This is a genomic window from Spiroplasma endosymbiont of Glossina fuscipes fuscipes (assembly GCF_049669535.1).
Classification (GTDB): domain Bacteria; phylum Bacillota_I; class Bacilli_A; order Mycoplasmatales; family Mycoplasmataceae; genus Spiroplasma.
The window spans coordinates 872726-889493 of record NZ_CP187162.1 but is presented as its reverse complement, the minus strand read 5'-3'; the positions used below and the strand labels follow the sequence as shown (position 1 = coordinate 889493).

The window sequence follows — 16768 nt, the reverse complement described above, 5'->3', positions numbered from 1 at the left end:
TTATTGATAAAAACATTGATTATTAACAATGTTATACATAATGCTAATATATTGTTTATTTAATGTTTAATAAACAATGTTATTAACAATGTTAAATATATAAAATAGTAAAAATTGGCACACTGAAAAATACTTGGATAGGTTACAATAACTTGGACCATATTTATGTAGACTGTAAAAAAATAAGCTAAAATTATTAGGAAAGCAGGAATATAAAAATGGCAAAAAACCAGTACACCGATGAATTCAAGAAACAAATCGTAATGTTATATAAAAATGGTAAAAGTAATATTGAAATTGTTAACGAATATAAAATTTCAAAGGCAGTTCTTTATCAATGAGTAAAAAAATTTGAGAATTCTGGTTCTTTTAAAGCTAAAGACAATCGCTCTGTTGAAGAAAATGAACTTATTCAGTTGCGAAAAGAAAACAAACAATTACGAATGGAAAATGATATTTTAAAGCAAGCAGCACTGATAATCGGCAAAAAGTAATATTAATTACTAACAATAAAGACAAATATTCAGTGAGGAAAATGTGTCAAATATTAAAGATAGCAAAATCAAAGTATTATTATCAAATTAATAAGATCACTAAAACTGAAATTAATATTTATGAAAATGAAGTTATCAGTGCATTTAAAGAAAGCTATAAAGTTTATGGTGCTAGAAAAATTAAAATTATTTTAGCAAGAAAGAACATTATTTTATCTCGACAAAAAATTAGAAGAATTATGGCAATAAATAATTTAGTATCAAAATATACTAAATTAAAATATCGCAATCATAAATCTCCTGTAAATAATGATCAAATTAGTAATATTCTAAATCGTGAGTTTAGTAATAAAAGACAAAATGAAGTTATTGTGAGCGATTTAACCTATGTTCAAGTTGGTTCAAAATGACATTATATTTGCTTACTAATTGATTTATTTAACCGTGAAGTAATTGGCTATAGCGCTGGAACAAATAAAACTGCTGAACTAGTTCAGCAGGCATTTTATAAAATAACACGACCACTAAATCAAATTAGGTTGTTTCATACAGATCGTGGTAATGAATTTAAAAATAAAATTATTGAAGAAATTTTATTAACATTTAATATTAAAAGATCATTAAGTGCAAAAGGTTGCCCTTACGATAACGCAGTAGCTGAAACAACCTATAAAGCTTTTAAAACTGAATTTATTAATGGTCGAAAATTTAAAAATTTAGAACAATTAAAGTTGGAACTATTTAATTTCATTAATTGATACAACAATATTCGAATTCATGGTAGTTTGAATTACTTAACTCCAGTTGAATTTAGAAATCAGAAGTCTACATAAAAAGTGTCCTAAAAAGTGTTGCCATTCCAGGTAAGATTTTTCAAACAATATATAGTTTTTTTAGTCAAACATTTGAAGTATGAAAATTTAGTCCAGCATTATACAATACAAAAACAGATAACAAAAAAGAATTCCAAAAACCAGTTAACATTAAAAGTGATAAAATTATTAAAGCAACTATGATGAAAGTTGCTGAAGCACATCCAATTTGAGAAAAAAGATAAATTAATCTTGTATTTGTGAAAGAAATAATATAATATTAATTATACAATGCCAAAAGTAATATTTTTGGTAAAGGAGATAATAGGAATGAAAAAATTGTTAAGTATTTTTACTGCAATTAGCATTTTAGCTACTCCAATAACATGAGTTGCTGGTTGCAGTCCAGTTCTTGACTTACCTTATATTTCAAATAATAAAATTTCAGAAAATACAAAGAAAGCAATTAATGATGCTGTTTTAAGTAACAAAAAAGATGCAAAAATTAAGTCATTATTTGATTATAATCTTGATGAATGGTCAAATCCCAACTTTAAACCAGTTAAAAATATTATGACAGTAAAGTTAAATTCGAATGATTTATTTAATCAGACGCATCAATATTTAACAATGCAACAAAAGATGAATAATAATGTAGCAATCAAAAAAGATACTTTAGAATATATGCAAAAAAGTTTATTATCTTCACGAGATATGATTAGTCAACCGTGACCGACAGTTGTGGAAAAGTATAATTGATATTTAGATCAAAAAAGTAAAGATCAAAGTGTTATTGATTTATCACAATTAACGAGTTATTTTGATGGTAGTTCTTCAAATGAAGCTTTAATTGATAAGAAACGCTGATTATATGTTGACCAAGTTCGTAGTAATAACCCAAATGATTGATTTAAAGATGCGCATGCATGGTCATTAAATCCAAAGAGTATTCGTTATAATGAAAAAACTAAATTTGATCAAGGAATTTTTTATCATATTTTACTTAATACCTTTTTAAAAGAAGTTAACAATGAATATAATGTTAAACTAAGAGCAATTTGAAATGAAAATGATAGTCAATATATTGTTAGTCCAGATATTGCGGGGATTACTTTTGCTTTTACCACATGAGATCCAAACAAATGAACGAAACACTTTGTTGATGGTCATCCAATTGTTGAAAGTAATGCCAATATTTTTGAAAACTTACCAATTTTACCAATTGAACAAACAATTGGTGTTAAATTAATTGTTGCTGATATTTATGGAACAATTTCAAGCTATCTGATTGGAAACTTTGTTATTTCTAACTTATTAGGTTTAGACAGTTCTTCATAATTTTTATAATATAATTAAAACATAATTAAAAAAGAGAATTATGAACATCTAAAATAAAATTGACATTATCATTATCTTCTCTTTTTTAATTGATAATTATTTTCATCATAACATTCTCTTATTTTTTTTATATATTTGTGGTATTTTTAAATAATAGTGTTATAATAAAAGCACAAATTTGAGATGAAAGTATATTCCTAATTTTGAATATACCTGTACAACTATACTTTCATTAATTTACATCTTTTATTGTTGATTTTTGAGAGTTTATGGTTGAGACTCTTTTTTATATTAAATACAACTATATCAAACTCATTATCATCAGAAAGTGTGGGCTTCTTGAACATCAACAGAAGGGATTGCTGCAGTATATGTTGATGGTAATATTAATATATATTATGATTAAAACTAATATAACATTAAAGCATTGGATTTATTTGCAATGTTTTTATTTTTTGCAAATTTCTTGCAATAAGGTATTTTGAGATGGGAACAAATTTGATAAAGATTTGATTTCCTTGCATTTCTGTTAGTTTTAAATAAAAATTATCTTGTAAACAGTTTTAAAGTTTACATTTTAACCGTTTAAGACTAGGTAATACTAATTAAATTACCAGAATCATTTGGAGGATAATGATTTGAAGAAAATTTTAGGATTATTAACAGCAATAACGTTAACTAGCAGTAGTGTGGTTAGTGTTATTAGTTGTCAAAAAAACCAACTTATTTGTTTGGTGGATCAACTTCGGTGCAACCGTTAATGAATTCTGTTTTAAAAAAAATTAATTCAGAACATGATATTAGGGTTGCTTACAATAGTAGTGGCTCTAGTGGCGGAGAAACAGGGATTAAAGATAATACCTTAGTTTTTGGTTTTACTTCGCGGGCTTTAAAAACAGAGTTTACAAAAGTTCCGTGTGCTGGTTTAAAATTTGCTATTGATGGTATTTTGATAATTGCTAATTTACCATCAGATTGTATTTTAGCACCTTCAAACTTAGACATTGTTAATGGTAAGGTTGATATTTTACAACAAATTTATGAAGGGGCAACAAAACAATGAGGTGATTTGTTGGGATGCCAATCTTCAAAAAAGGTTATTCCAATTAATCGTGAACATAATTCTGGAACACGTGATGTTTTCCAAGGAAAGCTACAAATTAAAGAATTTAGCTCATCGTTAAGAACAGTAAACAATACTGCTGCGGCAATTCAAGAAGTAAAAAATATTCAAGGAGCAATTGGATATGTTTCATATGGTGCTAAAAAATTGGTAGATGAAGCAAATTTGAGTATTTTAAGATATAAAGGTATTGTAGCATTACCAGCAACTTTAGAAACAGATTATGATTTAAAACGTTATTTTGAGTTAACATTTCGTTTAAAGGATAATAAAAATTTATCATTAGTCAAAGATTTTCTGACGTTCTTAAAAGATAAAGAAAAAGGTCAACAAGCGATTCAGGCTGATGAATTAATCCCAGTTTGAGAATGATATGGCACAAATCCTTTTTCTGATTTATCAACATTAGATTAATTTATGCATCAAATTAATAGTAACGTCTTTAAACGCAAACAAATTACTAATCGTCTTGCAAAAGTAATCATTACTTTATTTTCATTGTGTGGGATTATTGCCGTCCTTTTGATTATTTATTTCATTGTTGCTAGTTCGATTCCCGCTTTGCGGTACCAAGGATTTTGAAAGTTTTTAACAGGAACTAAATGAGTTATTAATAATGAAATGGGAGAATACCAGTTTGGTGCTTTAGCGTTTATTATTGGTACGATTTTAGTTTTAACATTAGCGATTATTATTGCTGCTCCGTTAGCAATTTTAACCGCTCTTTTTGTGACAGAATTTTTATCCCCGCGACTGAGAGCTTTTATTATTTTTATTATTGAATTATTAGCGGGAATTCCTCCGGTTTTATTTGCGGTGTTTGGTCGTGAGACAATTGGAATATTATTTGTGCGGATGGGTGCTAGTGGACCAACAAACTTATTAACAGCGGGTGTTATTTTAGCCTTCTTAGCTTTACCAACAATTTTTGCATTATCCGCAAATGCTTTTTTAAGTGTTCCTAAATCATATCGTTTTGCTGCTTTAGCAATAGGTGCGTCACGAACATATACTGCTTTTAAAGTGGTGAAAAAGGCAGCAAAAACAAAAATTATTGGTGCTGTTATTTTTGGAATGTGTCGTGTTATTGGGGAAGTGACGGCGATGATTTTATTAACTGGAATGGCCGCTCAAATCCCTAATTTAAACGAGGGGTTTTGAAAGTTTTTATTTAGTCCAATTGCGACATTGGCAACCCAAATTGGAATTGAACTACCTGAACATGTTGCTAGTTTACATCGTTCGGCCTTATTTGCTTTAGGGTTGGTTTTATTAATAATGGTTTCAATTTTAAATCTTATTATCTTAACCACTTATAAAATTCAACGACAAAAAGAACGTGGAAAACATTTAATTCCTGGGTTAAAGCGAAAACATCATCAGCTTTTAACCACTATGTTAACAGAAGCAAATTATTCATCAGAGTTGTCACAAGAAAGTTTTCGTGCTTTAATTAATAAAAAAATAACAACTAATTATTATAATAAAACAATGAATTCTTGGCGAATCTTTTGAATGATATTAACTTGCTTATTAACTCTTAGTTTTAGTGCTTGGATTATATTAAATATTATTAGCAATGGGTTTGCCGCAGTTATGTTAATTTTTACCGGAACGTTTTTATCAATTCCAATTGGAATTATTACGGCAATTTATTTAAGTGAATATGCCCGAAAAAATAGCCGCTTAGTAACTTTAATTCAGTTTTCAACTGATGCTTTAGTTGCAACACCATCAATTGTTTTTGCTATTTTTGGTTATGTTGTTCTTGTTGGTGGGTTGCAATTGGGACATAATTTTTGCTCAGCAGGATTAATGTTTTTTGTAATGACTTTACCAATTATTATTCGGGTAGTTGAAGATGCGCTGCGAAATGTACCTCAAGAATATCGTAATGCTGCTTTGGCGTTGGGAACAAGTAAAATTGGAATGGTTTGTAAAGTTGCTTTGCCAAATGTGAAAGGGGGAATTGTAACAGGAGTAATTTTTGCAATTAGTAAAATTATTACCGAAACCGCACCGGTTCTTATTATTTTGACTTCCTCTCCTTTTATTCCAACTGGTTTTAATGATATTGGAACAACATTAACGGTAAAAGTTTTTCAATTAGTTAATGAACCAGGATTGTTACTAGTTCTTTCAAATTATTTGCAAGTTTCATTAACCGAATTAACAAATCATATGATTCATCATTTGTCCTTTATTATTATTCTATTTGTTTTAGCGTTAAATATTTTTGTTAAAATTATTGGATCGTTTGAAAACAATCGTCAACCGAAATGATGAACAGTGATTAGTACTTTTATTAAATGCTATTGTGGTTCTTTGTTAGGACGAAAAAATGCATGAAAAAAACAACTGCAAAAATCAGCGCATAGTTCAAATAAAACTGCAAAAATTACAACAAAAATAAGAAATTACAATGAGCAATTATTAATAATGTATCAGACAAAGTTAACAAAATTAAAAAAAGAAATTGAAAGTATTAATCACCAGAAAAAACAGGATAATTATCAACTATCAATTACTGCTTTAGAACATAAGATTGAGAACTTAGAAGAGGAAATGGAATAAAATATGATGAAAAAAACAACACAAACTTTTAACAATAAAATTAAGCAGTGGTTTAAAAAGTTTTTTCGTTGTTTAATAAATCAGCATCAACATGAGTTATTAAAAACACCAACTGCTTTGCCAAAAAATGTAATTTTGGGAATTGAAAAATTTGGAGCAAAACAAGCATTATTTGATATTAATTTAAATATTTTAAAGAACAAGGTTACTGCTTTAATTGGTTCTTCAGGTTGTGGAAAATCAACATTACTACGGGCAATTAACCGGATGAATGATCTAATTGAAGGGACAAAAATGAGTGGGGCAGTTATGTATAATAATAAAAACATTTATCAGTATCGCCAAAATATTATTTCATTACGGACTAAAATTGGCATGGTGTTTCAAAAACCAAATCCTTTTCCAAAGTCAATTTATGAAAATATTGCTTTTGGGTTAAAAAGTTTAGGAATTTTTGATAAAAGAATTCTTGGCCAAACTGTTGAAGCATCACTACGACAAGCAGCGTTATGAGATGAAGTTAAAGATAACTTACGTGATTCAGGATTGAGTTTATCAGGGGGGTAACAACAACGATTGTGTATTGCTCGTGCTATTGCGTTAAAACCAGAAATTTTATTAATGGATGAACCAACGAGTGCATTAGACCCAATTGCAACAGCCAAAATTGAAGAGTTAATTTCTGATTTAAAAAAGAATTTTACAATTATTATTGTAACTCATTCATTACAACAAGCTGCGCGAATTTCTGATTATACTGCATTTTTTTGAATGGGACAGTTAATTGAATATAATAAAACCGCCTTATTATTTTCCCATCCGCAAGAAACAAAAACAGAAGATTATATTACAGGACGTTTTGGTTAAAACCTATAAAAGATATGATAAAATATAATTGTCCGCAAGGACAGTTTTCTACGTTTATTATAACGTTAAGGTGTGTTTGGGGTTATTAACCGCTATATAAATCAATAACTCTACACCCAAGCACTTAAAGCGGTTCAGAGTTATTTTAAAACTAAATCAAAACTAACACTTGTTGTTAGTTTTTTCATTTAAAAAAGTAGATTCTTCAGTAAAAATTAGTTATATTTATAATGAGATTAGGGAGGTTTAATTGGTGAAAAAAAAGTCATTTTAATTGTTGGACCAACTGCAAGTGGTAAAACCGATTTATCAATTAAGGTTGCCCAACAATTTATGGGAGAATGTGTTAATGCTGATGCAACACAAATTTTTAATGGGTTGAATCTTGCAACCAATAAAATAACTCCTGCTGAGCAAGCGGGAATTCCGCATCATTTATTATCAATAATTGATTTAAATGATAGTTATTCCATTAATACTTATCAAGAACAAGGACGAGTTGTTTTAGAGCAACTTTGAGCAAGCAATAAACTACCAATTGTTGTTGGTGGGAGTGGATTATATATTAATGCTTTATTAAAAAAATACCAGTTTTCTAACCAAGGGCGTGATTTAGCAAAAGCAAAAGAATATGAACAGACCTCAAACCAAGTCTTATGGGAAAGATTAGCAGCAATTGATCCGCAAGAAAGTACTAAAATTCATCCCAATAATCGTAAACGAGTTTGACGAGCGTTAGAATATTACTTTCAAACCGGAACTTTAAAATCAAGGAATGACCAAGCGCATCATGATTGGTATGTTGAGCCATATATTATTGGATTATTACCAGATAAAGCAGAACTTTATCAACATATTGCTGATCGTGTTTTAAGTTTAACGGAACGAGGATTATTTGATGAGGTTAAAGCAGCATATGAATATTGTAACTATGATATAACTAAACAAAGCATGAAGATTATTGGTTGTCCAGAAATTGTCCAGTATTTAAAAGGAGAAATTACATATGAAGCAACGTTAGCGGCAATGGTACAAGCTAATAAAATTTATGCAAAAAAACAAATTACATGATTTAAACATCAATTAACAAATGTTCATTGATATCCAGTTCACTATTCACAATTTGAGGATGTTTGTCACCAGATTATCCTTGATTTACAAAATAGTCATTATTTAAAATAGGAGGCCCCCGTATGAAAATTTCATCAGATTTACAATCATTTGCAGAAATGGTTCAAACAAAACGTCATCAAATAAAAACTAATGAACAAATGCGAAAAGATTGTTATGTTTTCGAAAAAACAAAGTTAGCGGCTGGAAAAGAGCAAGGATGACGAAGAAAAAGCAAAAATCTTAAAAAAGAATATCAAGAAGAAGTCCGTCACTATTATTTAAATGCAAATCATTTTTTACTGAACAAATTTTAGAAATAAAAACAAAAATTAACTTAAACCTTATGACAATAACAAGTTTAAGGAAGAGTACTACCAAAGCTAATAAAAGTGAAGTTAAAACACAAATTAAAACATTGCAAGATAATAATAAAGTTAACTATCAAAAGTTAAACATTTTACAACCACATTTATTTTGAACAGTTGATTTTAGTTTAGCTGTTTTTATTTTTTTAAAGTATAAAAAAGTTAATCCGTTATGAGTAATTTTAGGGTCGGGGTTTGTTGGATTTTGTATTTTTTACTTTATTCATTAATTTCAGGTTTTTCTAGCTAATAATTATTAAATTATTAGAGTTTTTTTGATATAATATAAGATGTCAAAACTTAAAAACTATTTGAGATTTAACTAGATATGATCACAGTAATGATTTTTTACTTGCAAAAATTATATTTAATAATGACTTTATTAATGGGCTATAAGATATTAGAAATATCATCAAATGCTGGTGTTGAAGAAATAAAAGAAAATTTTCGTCGTTTAGCTAAAAAATATCATCCGGATATTTCGAAAGAAAAAAATGCTGAAAACAAGTTTCGTGAAATTACTGAAGCATATGAAATTTTATCAAATCCTAAATCAAAACTTAGTTGAAGAAAATTGTAAAATTTGTGACGGTGTAGGATTCTATCTTGAAAATGGTTTTGAGTGTTTTTGTACGGCTTGTGGTGGTTTTGGCCGCCATGAAGAACAAAAAACCATTGTTGTTTATTTGCCAAGTTTATCAAAACCAAAGCAAAAAGTAATTATTCATCATGTTGGACATGCGGGTTATGCTGGTGGCGAACGGGGTGATGTCCGTTTAAGGTTAATTCTTTACTAGATTTTGTTAATCTTTAACAAAATGATATAATTATTTTAGTCCAAGTTGAGCATAAAAAACAAAAATATCAAAAAAACGAACAAATTGTTCGTTTTCTTTTAGTATAATGATAATAATGGATTTAGAAAAGGATAAACGATGAAATTTATTGATGTTGCAACAATTAAATTATTTGCAGGTAAAGGCGGCGATGGAGCGGTTGCTTTTCATCGTGAATTATATGTTCCAAAGGGGGGGGCATCGGGTGGTGATGGAGGCAATGGTGGAAGCATTATTTTTGTTGGCGAAGAAGGGATGAACACCTTATTGGATTTAAAGTATCAACGAGAAATTAAAGCTCTTGATGGTGAAAATGGGATAATTAAAAATATGCATGGGAAAAATGCTATTAATAAATATATCAAGGTACCATTAGGAACATTAATATATAATAATATAACAAATGAAGTTATTGGTGATATTGTTACTCATCAGCAAGAAATTGTTCTTGCAAAAGGGGGGCAAGGTGGTCGTGGAAATGCTCGTTTTGCAAATGCAAAAAATAAGGCGCCAACCATTTTTGAAGCGGGTGATTTAGGTGAAACATTAGAAATTCGTTGTGAATTAAAAGTTTTGGCTGATGTTGGACTTGTTGGATTACCAAATGCTGGGAAATCAACATTATTAGCTAAAATTTCAAAAGCTAAACCACAAATTGCTGATTATCCCTTTACAACTTTAACACCTCAATTGGGAGTGGTTCGTGACCAAAATAATTATAGTTTTGTTGTTGCAGACTTACCAGGATTAATTGCGGGGGCTGCTGTTGGGAAGGGCTTAGGCCATGATTTTTTACGGCATATTGAGCGTTGTAAATTAATTGTTCATGTGTTAGATATGTCTGGAAATTATGGCACAGAAGATGTTTATCAAAATTATTTAAACATTAAAACCGAATTAAAAGATTACAATTATAAATTAGAATTACGAAAAGAAATTATTGTGGCAAATAAAATAGACCTTGAAACTTCGGCACTAAATTTAGTAAAGTTTAAAGAACAGATGCCAACTGCTGAAATTATTGAGATTAGTGGTTTAAAAAATCATAATTTAACATTGCTAATAAATCAAATTGGGGCTACTTTAGCAACGATTAATGAAGATAAGGCTTTATGACAATTAGATGATCCAACACCAGAACAGGATGACTATAAGGTATATACTTATAGTGAACCGTTTGAAACAGAAATAGTTGTTGATAATCTTGGTAATGGTGTTTGAAAAGTAACCGGAACGGCGGTTCAAAAGGCATATCAAAAAACCCCAATTACAACATATGATAATTTATTATTATTCAATAAAAAATTACAAGATTTAAAAGTTTTTGAAATGTTACGAGCAAAAGGAGCACAACCAGGTGATGTTGTTCGAATTTTTGATTACGAATTAGAATGGGATGGATAAGAATGAAGGATTTAAACCAATATTTAACATATTTAATTGATTGAATTAGAACAGAAGTAACCAAAGCACATTGCCATGGGGTTGTTGTTGGGCTATCTGGTGGAATTGATTCTGCTGTAGTTGGGTTATTAGCTCAAAAAGCTTTTCCTGAGCAGCATTTAACCGTTGTTATGCCTTGTCATTCTGACCAGTTTGATCAAGAATGTGCAAATTTATTAATTAATACGCATCAATTAAAACATCAAATTGTGGATTTATCATCAACATATGATCAATTAGTGGCAACTTTATCATTACCTCAACATCAATTAGCATTAAGTAATATTAAGCCACGTTTACGAATGACAACGTTATATGCTTTAGCACAAAGCTGTAAGTACTTAGTGCTAGGAACTGATAATGCTGATGAATGACATGTTGGTTATTTTACAAAATATGGTGATGGTGGGGTTGACTTAGTTCCAATTATTCATTTGTTAAAAGGTGAAGTTCAACAAGCAGCTCATTTATTAGGGGTTCCAGTTGAAATCATTATGCGTCCGCCAACAGCAGGATTATGAACCGCGCAAACAGATGAGGAAGAGTTAGGGGTTAGTTATCACCAGTTAGATGCTTATTTGCAAGGAAAATCAGTGCCAGTAACTGTAACAAAACGAATTCAACAATTGCACCAAGGTTCTGAACATAAACGTCAATTAGCAAAAACACCACCAGTTGTTTTTAGTGCTTTAATTAGTACATCAAAAAAGTAAAAATTATTAAAAACAGTGATTAATTTTTATTATAATAAAAACCTTTAAAAATAGCAGTTTTTGCCCCTTGTTTTATGAGCAATTTTAGAGTATAATTATATAACAGTAAAAGTGCGAGTAATTTTAAGGAGTATATAAAATGGATGATAAATTAATTGTAGATAATACCGATTTTTACTAAAATTTACACTTGAAAATTTAGATATTTTAAAGAAGTTAAATACTAGACTTGATCAAGAAGTGAATAACTTATATGACCTTGCAAATCAAAAGAAACAGTCAGTTCAACATTTACTAGGAAAATCAAAACATAGTCATAGTAAGATTAAAAGTCGCAATGAATTTTAGAATCTAATTCAACATGCTTTATTGGAAAAATATGTCGAAGGAATTTTAACTCGTTTTGAATTTCGAATTAATACAATTGTTCGTCAATATAATTTAAAAGAAAAATATGTCAGTGTTGTTAATCCCGCTGAAGTAAATGCTAAGAATTTATATTTAAAAATTAAAGAACCACAACGTTATTCAACAAAAGAAATGTTAGAGTTACAAGAGTTATTAAAAGAAGTTAATGTTCCTTTGGTTGGATTAGTTAAACAATATAATGAAAATCTTGCTCAAATTAATGCAAGTAAGGTTATTGATTTTTTCTTATTAGATGATGAAGGTTAAAAATTTTTATTAATTTTTATTTGTTTTGCTGCTTTAACCTGTGAATTATTCGTAGTTTTGTTATAATAAAAATATAGAAACGAGGCGAATATAATGGAATACAAAATTCGTAGCAAAAACATTATTATTACTGATGCAATGCATCAGCATTTAGTAGATACTTTTAATAAATTATTGAAATATCAACAAGTTAATGAAAATGATCTTGTTCATGTTGACGTTGAGTTTACTAAAGAAAACAATGTTGTAATTAATACTTCAATTGATATTAGAGGGAAAAACAATTTTTTAAAAGCAGAAGTTCATAATAGCGATTTTTATAAGGCAATTGACCAAGCTTTACATAAAATTGAAGAACAGTTACGAAAAATTAAAGGCAAAAGAGAAGATCGCCATAATAAAAATCAGCCACTCGGAAAATTTTATGCAACTTCAATTGAAGCAGAAGAGGACCAAGAAGAGGAATTTAGTTAATCTAATATAAAAAAAGTTTAACCACGTGTGTGGTTAAACTTTTTTTATATTAACTGTATTATTTGTGGCATTTGTTTTATTAACCCGAATTGCACCAATTCCTTCTAATAATCAAATTAAAGCCCCAATTACAGCAATTAATTCACCAACAACAATTACTCAAGTTGAAATTTCTTTTGTTGAAGTAATAATTGCCCCGATCATGCCGACAATTGCAATAACAATGAAAACAATTCCAGCAATTAATTTACCAATTTTGTGACGAACAAAGGTTGCAACACAAATAAACAAGAAAGCGGTAATTAGAATAATTGCGCCATTATCACCAGTGTTGTTGTGAACAAAAAGTCTTGTATCAACTTTAACATTTGGGAATGAGCTTAGAATTGCTAAGATAAACAATCACAATCCAGAAATTCAAATCATTACTTTTTGAAAAGTAACATTAATTTTAATTGTTGCATATTTTAATTTTGCCATAATTTTTCCTCCTTAACCATAACAATAGATATATTATAACTTAGTTTTAACGATATTTTTGATAAATTAAATAATTCGTAAAATATCGTTTGTTTTAATATTTAAAAATTTAATCATTCCTGGCGCTAAGCAATAGACAAAATAACATTCGAAAAAATAATGACTCATTTTTTGTGAACCAAAATTTTGAATTGTTGAAATAACTTCAAAGTTTTTATTACAAAAAATAACATCAAGTTGATAAAAAATCCCAAAACTATTAAATCCTCGAACATTTCGTAGTAAATAACCATCTTTCATAGTAATATCTTTTGGCTGAATTAAACTGGTAAATTTATCACGTCAAGACTTAATAATATGAATGTTAGCGTCTTGGGGAATGCTATTGACTGTTAATGTTTTACGATCTTTTAATAAATAATATTTCTTATTTCGTTTATGTTTTGTACGATGAAATTTATAAATTAAATTTGAAAAAACTCCCATAGTAACACCTTTCTCTTTTTTCTTAACCATTATATAAAATTATATTATAATTACCATGAGAAAAGAGGTGTTATTATGAAATTTGCATTATTTTTAGCAACTGGTTTTGAAGAAGGTGAAGTCATTATTACAACAGATGTGTTACGTCGTGGAGGAATTACTTTGGAATTAGTTAGTATTATGAAAAAATTAGAAGTTGTGTCAGCTCATAATGTTACTATAACAGCTGATAAATTAATTGAAGATGTTAAATATGAAGATTATGACGGGTTTGTGTTACCTGGTGGTCGTCTTGGGGTTGATAATTTAACAAAAAGTGAAATGTTAAAGGATTGATTATTAAAAGCAAATAGTGATCAAAAAACAATTGCGGCAGTATGTGCAGCGCCCCAAATTTTAGGACATTTAGGAATTTTGGATAATAAAGAAGCTACAAGTTATCCAGGATGCACAAAAGGGATGGAAAAAGCAATTTACAATGATGAAATGGCAGTGATTACCGATGGTCATGTTATTACAGGTGCTTCAGTTGGGTCAACAATGAATTTTGCGTTGGCAATTGCTGATCGAGTATTAGGACCAGAAAAAGTGATGAAATTACATCATGAATTAGTTATTCGAGATTAAAATTATCTTGCAAATAATTTGCAAGATAATTTTAATTTAACAAATTATTTGCTAAATTAAAAGGGTAAAATAAAACTACCTCAAAGGAACATTAGTAATTTGGAATTAATTGTTAACAACTCTTGGATCTGTTTCTAGTAATCTAGATATTAACTCCCTTTGTCTAAAAAAGAGTTTTTTAACTTAATTGAGGTAGATGGGGTATTTGCTATCTTTTTGATAACAAAGAATATTTTTAACTATAAAATTTAATGTTCATTAATTTATAATACACTAAATTTTAGTAGTAATAATGGTAAAAAAGTGCCATAATAAATTTTGAAAAAACTAAAATATATTAATAAACTTAATTAGATTAAAACTTTAAAAATAGGAGGAAAAATATGAAGAGAATATTAGCTCTTTTAGGAGTAATATCGTTAGTGGGAACAAGTGCCGTTTCAGTTGTTGCTTGTAGTCATCCCCAAAATAAAGTGTCAGTTGATGACATTAAAAAAGAATTAGAACAATACACTGATACACCATTTTTTGCTTCTTCATCACAAATAACAAATGTTAAATTAGCATCAGAATTAGCTAGTCGAATGACATTAGGAAGTTATAAATTAGTTGTTAAAGATGATACCACATTTGTGGAACCAAACATTTCGGATGGTAATACTGTATTGGCACAAAGCATTGCCGATTTTAAAACACAATTAGCAGAACTATCGGTAAAAGGACAATTAGTTGTAAATAATGGTAGCGCAGTTGTTAGTTTGCAAAAAAAAGATAGTGAATTATTTAGTGTTAAAATTAAGTGATCAACAAATGAATTACTATTTTTAGCAAGTACCATTAATTTTATTAATGGTGTGGGAGAAACAACACAAAATATTAAATTTTCGTTGCCACCAATCATTCCAGAATTAGATATTAACCTTGCTGATTTATATAGTTTTCTTAGTGTAATTCAACTACCAGAAGAATTAATCAATAGTATTAATTTGGCAGAAATAAATAATCCAAATTCAGATTTTGTTTCTAAGTTTAATGCTGTCTTAAAAGACATTAGTGATTCTTTAGGAGTTCTTGGACTTGGCGATTTCTTAACAAAAGATGCATCGTTTACGTATCAAATTGTTAAGGATGAGGATAATGATATTTCCTTTGTTGGAGCAGGAACTGTTAAGGACTTATTACATAATTTTGCTCCAGATCTTATTGCGTTATTACAATGATACATTAAAGAGGGAAAACAAAAAATTGAAGCAACTCATAATACTGTTTTACCATTAATACAATACTTATTCTCACCAGTTAATAATAATGTAAAAGAAAATATTAAAACTGAATTTGGTGAAGCTAATTGATTCTATACAAATACAGCAACTAATTTTGATAGTTTGGTTTTTCATTTACTATCAGATTATAAAAGTAAACCAACTGAAGAAGATAATCATTATATCTTTAAGGTTGTTGGTAAGATAAAATATGACACAGGATGAGAAATAAAAATACCTATACCTCTTGATTTTGTTATGAATCAAAATTTACTTGGTGATGAAGGACCTAATGCTCTTCTAGCAGTTCTTTGTTTTAAATTAAATCCAACTCTATTATTGACAAGTATTTTAGATGTTTTTGGTAAAAATGAGGGAAAAGGAATTGATGCTGTTGGAGAAAGCATTTTACAACCAAAACAATGACAAGGAATTAATGATTTTATAACAGATAAAATCCCAGGCATTAATGTTTATTTAGGGCCAAGTATTATGGATTTTGCAGGACCAGCGATCTTACGTAATTTAGGTTTAAGTAGTACTGAAATAGACAACAATAATATTACAATGATTGCTGGAACAGTTAAGTTGCAATTTAAAAATAGCAATAATGAGTGAGAGAATTTTACAACAATTCTTGTAAAAAATGGTGATAAGATGGTTCCAAATTTAACTCAGATTTTAAAGGCAACTGATGTAAAAATTAGTTTTATGAATGTTCAATTTAAAGTTACGCTAAAAGATAATAATAAGATTGTTTATGAAACAAATGGTAATGTAAATTTTGATTTATGATTATCAGACTTGATGAATTAAATATCAAAAAAGAATTTTAAATTTATATTTCTTGCATAATTATAAATATTAGCAAGATATCAGAGTGGGGTTGAAGGCATCGTTAATTATGCTTTCAATCCATTTTTAATATACAAAATTAAAGACACAACAGGGGCAACAACTATTATTAGTTGTTCGTCAAAACCGGCTGTTGACCCCGGCACTGATGATAATGATATTGGAAAAGATTTAGATGTATTATTAAAAATTATGAACGAAGCGTATGAGGCATTTTTAAATTATGCAAAT

The 16768-nt window shown here is 28.7% G+C and carries 18 protein-coding genes and 2 pseudogenes; 18 read left to right on the top strand and 2 right to left on the bottom strand.

Annotation, left to right across the window (positions count from 1 at the left end; all coding sequences use genetic code 4):
• Positions 1-218 precede the first annotated feature (218 nt).
• The 16 genes and pseudogenes from ACOBWH_RS05230 (at position 219) to hpf (ending at position 12827) form a co-directional block, all read left to right on the top strand.
• A protein-coding gene (locus tag ACOBWH_RS05230) for an IS3 family transposase (RefSeq protein WP_424525593.1) occupies positions 219-1327 on the top strand; the annotation gives its coding sequence in 2 pieces (ribosomal slippage) (positions 219-459 and positions 459-1327; 1110 coding nt in all).
• Positions 1324-1446 (top strand): annotated as a pseudogene (locus ACOBWH_RS05225) (spiroplasma phage ORF1-like family protein); the annotation flags it as partial. The gene ACOBWH_RS05230 and the pseudogene ACOBWH_RS05225, both read left to right, overlap by 4 nt.
• Positions 1447-1636: 190 nt before the next feature.
• On the top strand, positions 1637-2644 hold the full coding sequence (locus ACOBWH_RS05220) for a hypothetical protein (RefSeq protein WP_424525835.1): 1008 nt from the start codon (positions 1637-1639) through the stop codon (positions 2642-2644).
• Positions 2645-3282: 638 nt separating this feature from the next.
• Entirely contained in the window at positions 3283-3405 is a 123-nt protein-coding gene (locus ACOBWH_RS05215; protein ID WP_424525833.1) for a lipoprotein, read from the top strand.
• Complete coding sequence (locus ACOBWH_RS05210) at positions 3393-4181, top strand: PstS family phosphate ABC transporter substrate-binding protein (RefSeq protein ID WP_424525831.1); 789 nt, start codon at positions 3393-3395, stop codon at positions 4179-4181. The genes ACOBWH_RS05215 and ACOBWH_RS05210 overlap by 13 nt, the downstream gene beginning before the upstream one ends.
• 3 nt (positions 4182-4184) lie before the next feature.
• Positions 4185-6341, top strand: coding sequence for an ABC transporter permease subunit (locus tag ACOBWH_RS05205; protein ID WP_424525829.1), 2157 nt, complete (start codon positions 4185-4187; stop codon positions 6339-6341).
• Positions 6342-6440: 99 nt separating this feature from the next.
• Positions 6441-7208, top strand: a pseudogene (gene pstB, locus ACOBWH_RS05200) (phosphate ABC transporter ATP-binding protein PstB).
• 246 nt (positions 7209-7454) lie between these two features.
• Positions 7455-8390, top strand: a complete 936-nt coding sequence (gene miaA / locus ACOBWH_RS05195) for a tRNA (adenosine(37)-N6)-dimethylallyltransferase MiaA (RefSeq protein ID WP_424527417.1) — start codon at positions 7455-7457, stop codon at positions 8388-8390.
• Positions 8391-8401: 11 nt separating this feature from the next.
• Positions 8402-8635 (top strand): hypothetical protein, encoded by a 234-nt coding sequence (locus tag ACOBWH_RS05190; protein WP_424525827.1) that lies wholly within the window; start codon positions 8402-8404, stop codon positions 8633-8635.
• 29 nt (positions 8636-8664) lie between these two features.
• Entirely contained in the window at positions 8665-8916 is a 252-nt protein-coding gene (locus ACOBWH_RS05185) for a hypothetical protein (RefSeq protein ID WP_424525825.1), read from the top strand.
• Positions 8917-9059: 143 nt separating this feature from the next.
• Entirely contained in the window at positions 9060-9266 is a 207-nt protein-coding gene (locus ACOBWH_RS05180; protein ID WP_424525823.1) for a DnaJ domain-containing protein, read from the top strand.
• The gene (locus ACOBWH_RS05175) at positions 9217-9483 is read left to right on the top strand and encodes a hypothetical protein (protein WP_424525821.1); all 267 of its coding nucleotides are present in this window, start codon (positions 9217-9219) and stop codon (positions 9481-9483) included. The genes ACOBWH_RS05180 and ACOBWH_RS05175 overlap by 50 nt, the downstream gene beginning before the upstream one ends.
• Positions 9484-9621: 138 nt before the next feature.
• A complete protein-coding gene (obgE, locus tag ACOBWH_RS05170; RefSeq protein ID WP_424525819.1) occupies positions 9622-10926 on the top strand; it encodes a GTPase ObgE in 1305 nt (434 codons plus the stop codon).
• Positions 10927-10928: 2 nt separating this feature from the next.
• Positions 10929-11678 (top strand): NAD(+) synthase, encoded by a 750-nt coding sequence (nadE, locus tag ACOBWH_RS05165; RefSeq protein ID WP_424525817.1) that lies wholly within the window; start codon positions 10929-10931, stop codon positions 11676-11678.
• Between the two features lie 369 nt (positions 11679-12047).
• Complete coding sequence (locus ACOBWH_RS05160; protein ID WP_424525815.1) at positions 12048-12353, top strand: hypothetical protein; 306 nt, start codon at positions 12048-12050, stop codon at positions 12351-12353.
• A gap of 93 nt (positions 12354-12446) precedes the next feature.
• Positions 12447-12827, top strand: a complete 381-nt coding sequence (gene hpf, locus ACOBWH_RS05155) for a ribosome hibernation-promoting factor, HPF/YfiA family (RefSeq protein ID WP_070406832.1) — start codon at positions 12447-12449, stop codon at positions 12825-12827.
• Between the two features lie 33 nt (positions 12828-12860).
• Here the strand turns inward: hpf and ACOBWH_RS05150 are convergent, their stop codons facing one another.
• On the bottom strand, positions 12861-13307 hold the full coding sequence (locus ACOBWH_RS05150) for a hypothetical protein (RefSeq protein WP_424525813.1): 447 nt from the start codon (positions 13305-13307) through the stop codon (positions 12861-12863).
• A 66-nt stretch (positions 13308-13373) separates the two neighbouring features.
• On the bottom strand, positions 13374-13823 hold the full coding sequence (locus tag ACOBWH_RS05145; RefSeq protein WP_424525811.1) for a hypothetical protein: 450 nt from the start codon (positions 13821-13823) through the stop codon (positions 13374-13376).
• A gap of 45 nt (positions 13824-13868) precedes the next feature.
• Here ACOBWH_RS05145 and ACOBWH_RS05140 point away from each other — a divergent pair, with 45 nt between their 5' ends.
• Together ACOBWH_RS05140 and ACOBWH_RS05135 are read left to right on the top strand one after the other, a co-directional pair.
• Positions 13869-14420 (top strand): DJ-1 family glyoxalase III, encoded by a 552-nt coding sequence (locus ACOBWH_RS05140; protein ID WP_424525809.1) that lies wholly within the window; start codon positions 13869-13871, stop codon positions 14418-14420.
• Between the two features lie 383 nt (positions 14421-14803).
• Positions 14804-16498: a lipoprotein gene (locus tag ACOBWH_RS05135; protein WP_424525807.1), complete on the top strand. Its 1695-nt coding sequence runs from the start codon at positions 14804-14806 to the stop codon at positions 16496-16498.
• Positions 16499-16768 lie beyond the last annotated feature (270 nt).